Source organism: Rhodococcus aetherivorans (assembly GCF_011058165.1).
In the GTDB taxonomy this organism is placed as follows: Bacteria; Actinomycetota; Actinomycetes; order Mycobacteriales; family Mycobacteriaceae; genus Rhodococcus; species Rhodococcus aetherivorans.
Genome location: NZ_JAALEG010000079.1, coordinates 1 through 14,072 on the forward strand (window position 1 = coordinate 1; position 14,072 = coordinate 14,072).

Here is a 14,072-nt window from a genome sequence, read left to right on the forward strand (position 1 = left end):
CCTTGGCGATCGACACCTTCGTCATGCGCATGGCGAAGAACCTAGCCTTCTTCGCCTCTCGTGCTGCTCGACCCACTGACATCTCCCCTGGTCAGGGAGCGTGTCGCATGGACCACCTGAGTCAGCCGCAATCGAATCGATGTGACATTCGGCCCGCACACACGAGCGCTCCGACTACCGTGACAATCGTCACAGCACCGGCCGGACCGCAGCGACCCTCGTCGCGGCGGCGCGACGGGTCCCGCAGCCGGCGGCCCGTGTCCGCTTCGACCCGTTCGCGGCGTCGATGCCGGTCCGATGCTGGACAATTCACGTAGCCGACGGCGCTCGCGGACCCGGCATCGTGCCGCGCGAAAGACCAACGGCCCGAATGTTACTGCCCGGTGTTACCCGGCGGTATTCCCGGGCCCGCCGAGGCCGGGCCCCGGAATCGTCCCCCATTTCGATCGTAATCGACTGTCCGCCAGCGGTTCCCGCGCGCGAGGCGGAGAGGGAGCGGCAAACCCCGCCCTGCCGACCACAAAACGTGACAAACCCTCATGTTTCCTTCATGCTGTTAGCGGAAGGATCGTCCCCACCGGGGGGCACTCGGCCGTCGACGACGACGGTCCGCGGGACGAGGCCGACCGCCTGTCCGCCGACACCCAGGCATCCGCCGGGCCAGTCGGTGCACACGTCCGCACGCATACGCCGACACGAGGAGCCGACCGATACATGTTCTTGCTCGCGTTATCAACCCGTGACGCGGGCCTCGACATCGGTTAACTTTTTCACTCACTGGCGAGAAGCTTCGACGAGCGTCGCACGAGCGCGCACAAACCTGGAGAACGGTGGCAACGAGTATGTTCAAACGGATCGCGGTGGTCAACCGAGGTGAGGCGGCAGTACGCCTCATCAGAGCAGTCCGGGAGCTCAACTCCGAGCACGGCTACGACATCAAGACGATCGCCCTGCACACCGAGGCCGAGCGGCGGGCCATGTTCGTCCGCCAGGCCGACGAGGGCGTCACCCTGCGGCCGTCCACCACGGCCGCCACCCCCTACCTCGATCACGCCGAACTCGAGCGCGCCCTCCTCGAAGCGAAGGCCGACGCCGTGTGGGTCGGCTGGGGCTTCGTGGCCGAGGATCCCGCGTTCGCCGAGGTCTGCGCCCGCCTGAACATCACCTTCATCGGCCCGTCGGCCGAGGCCATGCGCCTGCTCGGCGACAAGGTCGAGGCCAAGCTGCTCGCCGAGAAGGTCGGCGTGCCCGTCGCCCCGTGGTCGGGCGGACCGGTCGAGACCCGCGCCGACGCGCGCCGGCACGCCCAGGCCATCGGCTACCCGCTGATCATCAAGGCCCGTTCCGGCGGCGGCGGCCGCGGCATCCGCAAGGTGTACTCCGAGGACGAGCTCGAGCTCGCCCTCGAGCGCACCCAGGGCGAGGCCGAGCGCTCGTTCGGCGACCCCGTGGTGTTCATCGAGCGTCTCGTCACCGACGCCCGCCACGTCGAGGTCCAGGTCATCGCCGACGGTCACGGCAACGTCTGGGCGCCGGGCGTGCGCGACTGCTCCATCCAGCGCAAGAACCAGAAGGTCATCGAGGAGTCGGCCTCGCCGCTGCTGACCAAGGAGCAGGCCGACCACCTGCGCGCGGTCTCCGCGGACCTCGTGCGCGCCGCCGGGTACTGCGGCGCCGGCACCGTCGAGTACCTGTACCAGCCGGACCTGAAGATCTTCACCTTCCTCGAGGTCAACACCCGCCTGCAGGTCGAGCACCCCATCACCGAGGCCACCACCGGCATCGACCTGGTCAAGCTGCAGATCCTGGTGGCCTCCGGGGAGAAGCTGCCCGGCGACTGCCCGCCCGAGTTCGGTCACGCCGTCGAGGCCCGGCTCAACGCCGAGGACGCCGACAACGGTTTCGCCCCCGCCCCCGGCTCCGTGCAGCTGCTCAAGTTCCCGCTCGGGTCCGGCCTGCGCGTCGACACCGGCATCGCCCAGGGCGACGTCATCCCGCCGGACTACGACTCGATGGTTGCCAAGATCATCGCGTGGGGCCGCGACCGCGACGAGGCCCTGGCCCGCCTGCGCACCGCGCTGCGCGAGACCACCGTCGTCCTCGACGGCGGCACCACCACCAAGTCGTTCCTGCTCGACCTGCTCGACCGCGAGGAGGTCATCTCCGCGTCGGCCGACACCGGCTGGCTCGACCGCACCGGAGCCGGCACCGCCACCGGTCCGTCCCGGGTGGCCGACATCGCGCTGATCGCCACGGCCGTCGACGTCTACGACGCCGAGGAGAGCCACGAGCGCGCCGCGTTCCTCACCTCCGCCCGCGGCGGCCGCCCCCGCGCCGGGCACTCGGTGGGCCGCAAGGTCGAGCTGAGCTACCAGGGCCAGGCCTACGAGCTGCTCGTCGGACAGGTCGGGCCGCACCGCTACCGCGTCGACGCCGGCAGCGGCGAACTCGAGGTGGACGTCGACCGGCTCGGGCAGTTCGAGTCCCGGCTCGTCCTCGCCGGCCGCCGCCACCACATCGTCTCGATCGCCGGCGCCACCGGCTTCCTCGTCGAGGTCGACGGCATCAGCCACCAGATCAGCCAGGACGAGGCCGGCGTCGTGCGCACCCCCGCGCCCGCCGTCGTCGTCGCGGTGCCCGTCGCCCCCGGCGACGACGTCGAGGCCGGCCAGACGCTCGTGGTGCTCGAGTCCATGAAGATGGAGACCGCGGTGCGCGCGCCCTTCGCCGGCCGCGTCCGCGAGGTCCTCGCCGTGGTCAACTCGCAGGTCGACGCCGGTGCACCGCTGCTGCGTGTCGATCGGATCGCCGAGGAGACCGTCACCGAGACGGTCGAGCGCGTGCAGTTCCCCGCACCCGCCGCCGTCGTGACCGGCGACGCCGCGGCCGACGCGCTGGCCCGGCTCGACGCCCTCGAGGCGCTCGTCACCGGTTACGACGTCTCCGGCAAGCGGACCGCGACGCTGCTCGCCGAGTACGACCGCCTGCGCGGCGAGGCCGCCGGGAACTGCGACCTGGTGCGCGCCGAGCTGGCGCTGCTCACCACGTTCGCCGACGTGTGCGAGCTCTCGCGCAACCGCCCGACGCAGGCCGAGGAGTCCAGCGACGAGCGCGTGCACAGCCCCCGCGAGCACTTCCACGGCTACCTGCAGTCCCTCGACGTCGAGGTCGGCGGCCTGCCCGAGAGCTTCCGTGCGCGACTGTCGCAGGCGCTGCGGCACTACGACGTCACCGAGCTGGATCGCACCCCCGAGCTCGAGGAGGCCGTCTACCGGCTGTTCCTCGCGCAGCAGCGCATCGAGACGCAGGTTCCGGTGGTCTCGGCACTGCTCGAGCGGTGGCTCGAGGAGACCGAGGGACCGGCCGGCATCTCGCAGGAGCTGAACGAGGTCCTCGACCGGCTCATCGTCGCCACCCAGGTGCGCTACCCGGTGATCGGCGACGCGGCCCGCAACCTGCGCTACCGCCTCTTCGAGGAGCCGGTGATCCGCAAGGTCCGCGAGCAGGTGTACGACGGGGTGCGCGGCAGCCTCGCCCACCTCGCCGACCACCCCGGCGCCGCGGACTACGCGCAGCGCGTCGAGGCCCTGGTGGCCACCCCCGAGCCGCTGATCGACCTGCTCGCCCAGCAGATCGCCCGACCGGAAACCGTTCCGGGCCCGCTGCTCGAGGTCATCACCCGCCGCGCCTACAAGATCCGCACGCTCGAGCAGGTGCAGTCCGAGGTGCGCGGCGGCCGGCAGTTCGTCACCGGCAACTTCGATCTGCGCGGCACCCGCCTGTACCTGATCTCCACCGAGGCCCGGCACGCCGAGCTCGAGGCGGCCCTGGACACCGTCGAGGAGTCGGCGCGCACCCTGCCCGGCACCGACAACCTGGTGGTCGACCTGTACCTCGCGTGGGACGACGCCCCCGCCGACGCCGACGCGCAGGCCGAGGCGCTGCGCGCGGTGCTGGCCGGCCGTGAGGTCGCCACCGCCGCCCGCCGGGTCACGGTGACGGTGTGCCACACCGACCGCGCCGAGGAGCACGTCTTCACCTTCCGCCCGTTCGAGACCGGGTACGCGGAGGAAACCAACATCCGCGACATGCACCCGCTCACCGGTCAGCGCCTGGATCTGTGGCGGCTGAAGAACTTCGTCGGCACCCGCCTGCCGGCGAACCCGGACTCGTACCTGTATCACATTGCGGCGAACGAGAATCCGTCCGACGAGCGGCTCATCGCCCTCGCCGAGGTGCGGGACCTGACCCCGCAGCGCGACGAGACCGGCACGATCGTGGGCCTGCCCGCGTTCGAGCGGGCCCTGTCGAGCTGCCTCGACGCGATCCGCCGGTCGCAGGCCGCCCGCGGCAAGCGCCGGCTCGACGCGAACCGCGTGGTGCTGTTCGTGTGGCCCGAGGTGGATCTGAGCATCGACGACCTGAAGCGGGTCAGCCGTGGGGCGGCCCCGCTCACCGTCGGCGCCGGCCTCGAGGAGATCACCGTCATCGGCTGGTGGCGTGAGACCGCGGAGGCCGAGCCCCGCGAGGTGGCGCTGCGATTCTCGTACCGCTCCGGCGCCGGCGTGGTCGTGCGGGTGACCGATCCGCCGAAGGAGCCGCTGCAGCCGCTCGACGAGTACACCCAGAAGGTCCAGCGCTCCCGCGCCCGCGGCACCGTGTACCCGTACGAGCTGATCCCGCTGCTCACCGGCAGCAAGGGCAGCTTCGTCGAGTACGACCTCGACGACTCCGGGGCGAGCGCAGCGACGGGGGGTGTCACCGGTGCCGTGGTGCCGGTGCAGCGTCCGTACGGCCGGAACAAGGCCGGTCTGGTGGTCGGGCTGGTCACCACCCCGACGCCGCGGTACCCGGAGGGCATGACCCGCGTCGCGCTGTTCGGCGATCCGACGAAGGCGCTCGGCACCGTCGCGGAGGCCGAGTGCGCCCGCGTCGTCGCCGCGATCGACCTGGCCGAGCAGCTCGGCGTCCCGGTCGAGTGGTTCGCGCTGTCCTCCGGCGCCACCATCTCGATGGAGTCCGGCACCGAGAACATGGACTGGGTCTCGCGGGCCCTGCGCCGCATCATCACCTTCACGCAGGCCGGCGGCGAGATCAACGTCGTGGTCACCGGCATCAACGTCGGCGCCCAGCCGTACTGGAACGCCGAGGCGACGATGCTCATGCACACCAAGGGCATCCTGGTGATGACCCCGGACAGTGCGATGGTGCTGACCGGCAAGCAGTCCCTGGACTACTCCGGTGGCGTGTCGGCCGAGGACAATTTCGGTATCGGCGGCTACGACCGCGTCATGGGCCCCAACGGTCAGGCGCAGTACTGGGCGCCGAACCTGTCGGCCGCGGTCGAGGTGCTCTTCGGGCACTACGAGCACGCCTACCTCGCCCCGGGCGAGCGGTTCCCCCGCAAGGCCGAGACCGTCGACCCGATCGAGCGCGACGTCCGGGTGTACCCGCACGTGCACCCGTCGAGCGACTTCACCACGGTGGGCGACATCTTCTCCGCGGAGACCAACCCGGACCGCAAGAAGCCGTTCGACATCCGCACGGTCATGCGCGCGGTGGTCGACCAGGACCACCCGGTGCTCGAGCGGTGGGCAGACATGGCCGACGCCGACACGTCGGTGGTGTTCGACGCCCATCTCGGCGGCAACGCGGTCACGGTGATCGGCATCGAGTCCCGCGCCATCGCCCGCAAGGGCTGGTTCCCCACCGACGGGCCGGACCAGTGGACCTCGGGCACGCTGTTCCCGAAGTCGTCGAAGAAGACCGCGCGGGCGATCAACGCGGCGAGCGGCAACCGCCCCGTGGTGGTGCTGGCGAACCTGTCCGGGTTCGACGGCTCCCCCGAGTCGCTGCGTAACCTGCAGCTCGAGAACGGCGCCGAGATCGGCCGGGCGATCGTCAATTTCGACGGCCCGATCGTCTTCGTCGTGGTCTCCCGCTACCACGGTGGCGCCTTCGTGGTGTTCTCCGGCGCGTTGAACGAGAACATGGAGGTGCTCGCGGTCGAGGGCTCGTTCGCCTCCGTGCTCGGCGGCGCACCCGCCGCGGCGGTGGTGTTCACCCGCGACGTCAATGCGCGCACCGCGGCGGATCCGCGGATCACCGAACTCGAGGCGCAGCTCGCCGCGGCCGAGGACGGCGAGAAGGCCCGCCTGCGGGTCGAGCTGGCAACGCAGCGCACGGCGGTGCGGTCGGAGAAGCTCGGTGAGGTGGCTGCGGAGTTCGAGGCCATCCACAACATCCAGCGCGCCCAGCAGGTCGGTTCCGTGCACTCGATCATCCCTGCCGCGGACCTGCGGCCGGAGATCGTCGCCGCCGTCGAGCGAGGCATGGCGAAGGTGCTCGCGCAGTAACCGCACGATCCCCGAAGGGCCCCGCACCGGTTCGCCGGTGCGGGGCCCATTCTTGTGCCCTCACGGGTCCGTCACCGTCTCGGCCGGCGTCCCGGGTACTTTCTCCCGCCGGGACGGCCGTACGTCGCCCTGCAGTCGCTGGGCGAGGCGACCGATCCGCGCACACAACCCCCGATCCGGAGTGTCCCAATCCCGGGAAATATGCGATCGTGAGCAAGCTCACAGGTTTGCGGCGGCGTGGAGCCGGGTACCGATTTTCGCCCCCCACACCCCCCGCGCAGGTCGCTACATGCACGCTGTTGGCACGCAGTGCTTTCGAGCCGGCACCCCCCATGCGAGCGGAACAGCCACGGATCGAGCAGTGAATTATGTTGTACTGGAGTACATTTCGCAGACAGATCACAAATACGCGAACAGACCAGCTGCATGTATGCCGCACTCCTGACCGTGCAGTAGTACCGCGCGCCATTCCGATCGGCCCGCTGCGCGTTGCGTGTTGTGACGAAGGTCCCGGAACGGACATGCAGTCGGCCTGTAGGTGAACATCACCCCAACAATGACCGTAATCCGTTGTTATTCAAGACTATTCAGTATCATTAGCGTAAGTCATTGCTCTGCCAATCATTTTCGGCGAAAGACATGACACATGACGCGCGATGCTGCATCATTGAACTCGACAGGGGAGAACGAGCGGGAGCACTACGTGAATTCGGTTGGCAGGGGCGAATATCGCGAAGCGTGCAGGGACGCTCACATCAGCTGCTCGCGGTAGCACCCACGCCGATCGGACTCCGGGCACCGCCGCTCGGGGCACCGGCATCGCCGGCCCGACACATCTGTACTCGACGGCATCCGTCGAGTTCGCCGCATTCGAGGAGAACCGACATGACCAGCACCATCGAACCGTCGTCCCGTACCACCGTCGCCGGCACCAAGCTGCGCGGCCGCGTCGCATTCGTGACCGGTGGAACGCGCGGCATCGGCGCGGCCATCAGCCGCAGCCTCGCCGCCCAGGGCGCGACGGTGGCCGCCGGGTACGGGCGCAACACCGCCCAGGCCGACCAGTTCCTCGCGGACATCCAGGCGAACGGCCAGAACGGCGTCGAGTACAGCGTGCACAAGGGCGACGTCGCGAACGCGGACGACTGCCGTCGCACCATCAACGAGGTCATCGAGCGGCACGGGCGCCTGGACATCCTCGTCAACAACGCCGGCATCACCATCGACCGCACCGTGCTGAAGATGGAGGACGACGACTGGAACAACGTCATCTCCGTCAACCTCTCCGGCGCCTTCTTCCTGGCCCAGGCCGCCCTGAAGCACATGCTCGAGCGCGGCACCGGTCGCATCGTCAACGTCTCGTCCGTCATCGGCGAGACCGGCAACATCGGCCAGGCGAACTACGCGGCCTCGAAGGCCGGCATGTTCGGCCTGACCAAGACGCTCGCGAAGGAGGCGGCGTTCACGCTGGCCCGCTCCGGCAAGCTCACCCCGGACAGCATCGGCGTCACCGTCAACACCATCACCCCCGGCTTCGTCGCCACCGAGATGGTCGAGACCATCCCGGACAAGGTCCTCGATCGCATCAAGAGCACGATCCCGGTGAACCGCCTGGCCGATCCCGAAGAGATCGCCCGCGTCGTCCACTTCCTGGCCGCCGACGCCTCGTCCTACATCACCGGTCAGGTGTGGGGCGTCAACGGCGGACTCGACATGTGACCCGCTGCACCCAGACACACCTCCGCACTTCTCACTGAACGGTACTTCGGCACATGCAGCCTTTCGAGCTCAACCGACACGGGCGGATCGTCTTCCCGTCCAACTTCTTTCCCGATCTCGATTTCTCGACGATGACGAGCGTCGAGCAGCTCGATGCCGTCATCCGTCGCGATTTCGAGACCAAGGCCCCCACGGTCTCGGAGATCCTCTCCCGCCACGCGCAGGGCGTCTACCGCACCAAGGTCGATCTCATGCGCGACATGGCGCTGAACCTGTTCTGGGCCAACCGCTTCGCGATCACGATGTTCGACAAGCGCCCCACCCGGTGGTCGGACGTGCCGCGCAACCGCGACGACGTCTACATGCCCGTCCTGACGCCGTGGCCGGACAGTGAGACGAAGACCGCCCAGGTCGCGGACGCCTACCGCGCCCTGCCCGCGGGCTGGGACGACCCCGCCGAGGACCGGATCTTCGAGACCCTCTTCGACGTCTTCGGCGCCCGCAAGCACATCGCCTCCGGGTTGCCGACGGTCAAGCCCACCGTCGCAGAGCTGATCTCCGATCCGTCGAACCGGACGATGCGCCTCGGTGCGTACAACCCGGACTTCCCCCGGTTCGGCTACGACGAGATCCTCGACTGCCACGAGGACGTCGCCGAGCTCGAGGCGCTGCGGCGCTGGTCGATGGTGCTGCACAACCAGCAGCCGTGGGAGCGAACCCAGGTCGAGCTCACCGAGGTGGGGCAGCTGCGCGACGACGACTACGTCGTGCTCTACTACCCGCGCGACCGGCACGTGCAGCGGTTCATCTCCCGGGTCACCTCGGGTCGGACCGCCCGCGCCGCCGTCCCCGCGAAGGTCGAGCCGGTGCAGCCCTCGCGGCCGTACCCGACGATCGACGTACGCCGCGACTTCGCGGTGCAGCCGCGCATCGAGGCCCTCGCCGTCGCGCACGGTGATCAGGTGTGCACCAACGAGGATCTGATCCGCAACTCGGCCTACAACTGGTCGCCGATGACCGCGGACGAGATCACCGCCAAGACCGGCATCGAACAGCGCCGTTACACCTCGGGCAGCTTCGAGGACCTCGCGCTGTCGGCGGCGAAGTCGGCGATCGAGCACGCGCAGGTGGGACCCGAGGACATCGGGGCCGTGATCGTGTGCACCTGCACCAGCGCCCGGCTGATCCCGTCGCTGGCCACGTGGATCTCCGGCGAGCTGGGCATCGCCCAGACCCACGCCTCGTTCGACCTGGTCGCCGCGTGCGCCGGCCTGCCATACGGGCTGGCGGAGGCCACCCGGATCCTGCAGCAGGTGCAGCGGCCGGTGCTGGTGGTGTGCGTGGAGAAGTTCTCCGACAAGATCGGCAATGTGCGCCCCTCCCGGATGATCTTCGGCGACGGCGCGGCTGCGCTCGTGGTCGGCGTGGCGCCCGAAGGCTCCGCACCGGACATCGAGTACATGCAGACCTACGCCAGCGGCCCGAACAGCCAGGTCAACTCGATCATCTGGCCCAACCCGGACTTCGACAACTACATCACCGTCTACGGACCCGAGGTCAAGGCGCTCGCCGGCCGCTATCTGGTCCAGATGCTCGACGACGTGAAGGCCCTGCCCGCCCCGGAGGGCGGCATGGGAACGCTGCTCGACAACATCGACCTGATCGTCCCGCACCAGGCGAACAAGACGATGATCACCGAGCTCGCGGCGGACGCCGGCCTTTCGTCGGACCGCCTGTACTTCAACATCGAGAAGGTGGGCAACGCCTCGTCGGCGAGCATCCCGCTCGCCATCCACGACGCGGTCCGGGACGGGGTGATCACCGAACCCGTGCGGATCTTCGCTCCGGGCTTCGGCGCCGGCGCCGTCGCCGGCTTCACGGTGCTGCGGATCGATCCGGCGGTGGTGGCACCCTTCCGCCCGGTCGACGGTGGGGCCGTGGCCATCGACCCGCTGCGCGCAGCGTCCACCTCGGACGACGTGACACTCGCCTTCGGCTGATCGAACCGTCGTTCCCCGCGTGGGGAATCGTTGCCCGCGTGCGCACCAGCGCACGCGGGCAACGGCTTTCGGTACCGATGCTCAGGGCAGGACGCGGATCCAGTCGATCAGGGCCCGGGCGACCTCGTGCGGAACCTCGGGGATCAGGGCATGCCCGGCCCCGGGGATCAGCACGACCGTGACCCGGTCGGCGCCGAACTGCCCGGTGAGTTCGCCGCGGGTCGGCACCGGACGGAACACGTCGTCGCCTGCCTGCAGGTCCAGCAGCGGCGACGGCGCGACCGTCCACCATGATTCCTTGTCCGTGGCGGCCATCGCCCGGCGCTGCGCGACGATCGCGGCGGGCCACCAGCCGTCGAGCCACACCGCCGGGTCGTGCCCCTCGGCGAAGAACACCGCCCGCAGATGCTCGAGCCGCTCGGCACCCGGCAGCGACAGGTCGGAGCACTTGGCGACGCGTTCGGTGAGCGACTCCGGGAACCGGCGGGCGCCCGCGGCGAGAATCGCCACCCCCCGCACCAGGTCGGGCCGATCCGCAGCGAGGACCCGCGCGACGTAGTGGCCGAAGGCGTGCCCGGCGAGGACGGCCGGGCCCGCGTCGAGCCGCTCGATCACCTCGGCGACGTCGCGGGCGAGGTCGTGCAGGTCGAGGTCCTCTAGCGGACCGCGGCTCGTGCCCACGCCACGCGGCTGGGGCCGGATCGCACGGAAGCCCTCGGCGGCGAGGTCGGTTGCGATCGGGTCGAACTCGTAGGAGTCGCGGCCGAGGGACGGCAGCAACACCACGGCCGGGCCGGATCCGTCGACGAGCACCTCGATCTCCACGTCGCCGAACGCGACGGTGTGTATATCGCTCATGGCGACATCCTTCCAGTGCCGCCGACCAGGGGCGCGGCCCTGTCCGACGCTTGCGTGGCTACTGCCGAAAGAATGCGATCCGTTGGGTTCTGACGAATATTCGCCTTCGTCGTCCGCCTTCTCGGCCGGAGCGTCGAGTTCCCACCGGGAGGCTCTGCTGAAATTGATGCTCGCCTAATATCAATAGCGGCACGGTCTGATAGTCGAGATAGATCAATGGGCGCAGTAGTGGAGATCCGTCACCTGCGCACGTTCCTTGCGGTAGCGGAGGAACTTCACTTCGGCCGGGCGGCCGCGCGGCTTCATATGGCGCAGCCTCCCGTCAGCCAGCAGATCCAGCAGTTGGAGAAGGAGCTCGGCGTCCAGCTGTTCGAGCGCAACACACGGTCCGTCTCACTCACGAAGGCGGGCCAGGCGTTGCAGGGCCCGGCGCAGAAGGTTCTGAACGACTTGGACCTGGCAAAACGCGCGGCGATGTTCGGCAGCTCGGGAATCACCGGCAGAGTTTCCTTGGGTTTTGCCAGCGCCAGCAGCCGCCGCGTCCTGCCTCTGATCACCAGGGCCGTCAAGGGCAGCGAACCGGGCATCGACCTTGCTCTCCAAGGGCAGACGTACGGCGGAGCGGTGGTGAATCAGATCCTCTCCGGAAGCCTCGACATGGGCTTGGCTCGTCTGCCTGTCCGCGACCCGTCGATCGACTGGCACATCATCGACTTCGAGACGCTGGTGGCTGCGCTGCCCGAAGACCACCCACTGGCGGCGAAACCGGAGCTGGAAGTCGCCGACCTGGCCGGTGAGCCGTTCGTGACTTTCCCTGGCACGCAAGGCTCTACGGTCAGGGACGCCACGGCGCTGATCGCCCTGCAGGCGGGCTTCTCCCCGCGCATCGTCCAGGAGGCGCCCGATTCCTACACGATCCTCAGTCTCGTCGCCGCCGGTGTCGGGATCACAGTGACAGTCTCCTCCGTACAGCACATCCAAATGCCCGGACTTTGCTATCGGGCGTTTTCCACACCGGTACCGAAAATGGCCGCTGTGCTGGCATGGCACAAGAAGAACACGGATCCTGCCCTGCACGCTGTCGTGGCCATTGCCCAGGAGCTCCTGCCCACACCCGAGCCCGAGCCGGTACTCCTCATCCGGTAACCCGACGTTGCCCCGAAAGGGCCTGATCAGCCCCGCCGGACTCACCGAAGCCCCGGTTCCGCTGGGGTTCTTGTCGTTCCCGTCGACGTACCTTCGGATTGGTTAATCCCCGCTATCGAACTCATAGTGAATTCAGATCAATCAGAATTGGATTGCACTACTGTGGATATGAGAAGCTCTGCGCGGTGGGTCACAACTCCCGCCCCGGGGGGCGCGCCTCATAGGAGCCGTTCCCCTCCCTCAACTTCTCCCTTCGATAGGTTCTCCATGTCAACAACAGCCACTGCCGGCGACGGCGCCGGAATACCAGACGGCACAGGGCACTTTCCGAGAAATCAGCGGAAGTCCATGATCGCCGTCGTCTCGGGAAACTTCCTCGAATGGTTCGACTGGACCATGTATGCGCTCCTGACCACATACTTGGCCGCCAACTTCTTCGACAAGAACGATCCCCAGTCGGCGCTGCTCTCCACGCTGGCGGTGTTCGCCGGCGGCTTCCTCGCCCGCCCCCTCGGCGGGCTGATCTTCGGCCGACTGGGAGACAGGCTGGGACGCAAGACATCCCTGGTCATCTGCATGCTCATGATGGGCGCAGGCAGTCTCCTGATCGCGGTGATCCCGACCTACGACTCCATCGGCATCTGGGCCTCGGTTCTCCTTCTGACGGCTCGGCTCATCCAGGGCATCGCCCACGGCGGCGAAAGCGGAAACGCCTACACATACCTGGCCGAGATCGCCCCGGCGAACAAGCGGGGCCTGTGGGGTAGCAGCATCATGATGACCATGCTGCTCGGCGTCATGGCGGCAACCGCGATGAGCATCCTTCTGACGTCGATCATCTCCGAGGACGACATGTCGGAGTTCGGGTGGCGCATCGGCTTTGCCATCGGAGCAGTGCTGGCCATCTTCGCGCTGTTCCTCCGCCGTCAGGCCGAAGAATCCGGATTCTTCGAGGAAGCCAAGGCGGCCGCCGGCACCGCGTCGGTCCGAGTGATCACGCGCCGGCAGCTGGTGATCATCGCCGTCCGCATTCTGATGCTGAGCCTCCTGACCAACGTCCTTTACTACACGTGGGTGAACTTCTCCTCGTCGTTCGCCATTTCCGGCAAGGGCATGGATCCCAACGGGGCTTACATCGCAACGTTCTGCGCACAGATTCTTGCCTTCATCGCACTGCCGTTCTGGGGGCGGCTCTCGGACCGGATCGGGCGCCGCAAGCAACTGGTGTTGTGGGCTGTCGCGGTCATTGTGGTGGTGTTCCCCATCAACTGGGTCCTGACGTCGGCGCCGTGGACCCTGTTCGTGTCGCAGGGAATTGCCCTGCTCGTATGGGGCATCCAGTCGTCGATCCACTCCACAGTCATGTCCGAGCAGTCGCCCACGGAAGCCCGCGCGACGAGCGTAGGCATCTGGACCTCCGTGGGTGCCGCACTCTCCGGCGGCACGGCGCCCTATCTCTACGCCTGGCTCAACTCCATGGATGTCGGGTGGATCTTCTCGGCCTACATCGTGGTGCTGGCTCTGGTCACCCTGGTAGCCGTCAGGTTCATCCCCGAAACAGCCGGTCTCGAAATGGACCGCATCCCGCTGCCCGGCGAAGAGAAGGTCTCCAGCGAGGACGAGAGCACCGCCGTCCCGGTAGGCCGTTGAGTCCCCTGAACCAACCGTGACATTCGGCTCGGCCCCCGCCTGCATTCCAGGCGGGGCCGAGCTGTGTCTTCATCGCGATCGCCCTCGAGGGATGACACGCGCAGCCGCATCATCGAGACCCACGGCCCCAGCCTGCCGCTTCGCGGTGAGTAGATCGAAACCGAGTGTCGGACATGAAGAAGGGTGAGCCGACCTGTTGGGCACCGCCGACAAGATCGGCCTGACCACGGCCGGCTGCACGGCCCGTCGTTGATCGCGACCATGGTCGCGGCCGCGTCCTCGGCGGATCACCGGGCCAGCGCGGGCATCACCATGGCGGAAAGTGCGAGACAGACGCCGCCGA

General features: G+C 68.3%; 6 protein-coding genes. 5 read left to right on the forward strand and 1 reads right to left on the reverse strand.

Annotated features, from left to right (window positions below; all coding sequences use genetic code 11):
• Positions 1 to 842 precede the first annotated feature (842 nt).
• The 3 genes from G6039_RS23695 (at position 843) to G6039_RS23705 (ending at position 10,075) form a co-directional block, all read left to right on the forward strand.
• Positions 843 to 6,356, forward strand: a complete 5,514-nt coding sequence (locus tag G6039_RS23695) for an ATP-binding protein (protein WP_043797926.1) — start codon at positions 843 to 845, stop codon at positions 6,354 to 6,356.
• A gap of 885 nt (positions 6,357 to 7,241) precedes the next feature.
• Positions 7,242 to 8,075: a 3-oxoacyl-ACP reductase family protein gene (locus G6039_RS23700; RefSeq protein WP_006946880.1), complete on the forward strand. Its 834-nt coding sequence runs from the start codon at positions 7,242 to 7,244 to the stop codon at positions 8,073 to 8,075.
• 53 nt (positions 8,076 to 8,128) lie between these two features.
• Entirely contained in the window at positions 8,129 to 10,075 is a 1,947-nt protein-coding gene (locus G6039_RS23705; RefSeq protein WP_006946876.1) for a 3-oxoacyl-ACP synthase III family protein, read from the forward strand.
• A gap of 81 nt (positions 10,076 to 10,156) precedes the next feature.
• Here the strand turns inward: G6039_RS23705 and G6039_RS23710 are convergent, their stop codons facing one another.
• Positions 10,157 to 10,933, reverse strand: a complete 777-nt coding sequence (locus G6039_RS23710; RefSeq protein WP_043797923.1) for an alpha/beta fold hydrolase — start codon at positions 10,931 to 10,933, stop codon at positions 10,157 to 10,159.
• Positions 10,934 to 11,149: 216 nt separating this feature from the next.
• On the opposite strand from G6039_RS23710, the gene G6039_RS23715 reads away from it, so the two are divergent.
• Together G6039_RS23715 and G6039_RS23720 are read left to right on the forward strand one after the other, a co-directional pair.
• Positions 11,150 to 12,079, forward strand: coding sequence for a LysR family transcriptional regulator (locus G6039_RS23715; protein WP_206531290.1), 930 nt, complete (start codon positions 11,150 to 11,152; stop codon positions 12,077 to 12,079).
• A gap of 348 nt (positions 12,080 to 12,427) precedes the next feature.
• Positions 12,428 to 13,729 carry an MFS transporter gene (locus G6039_RS23720; protein WP_006938996.1) on the forward strand — a complete coding sequence of 434 codons (1,302 nt, stop codon included), beginning with the start codon at positions 12,428 to 12,430 and terminating at the stop codon, positions 13,727 to 13,729.
• The last annotated feature ends 343 nt before the right edge of the window (positions 13,730 to 14,072 follow it).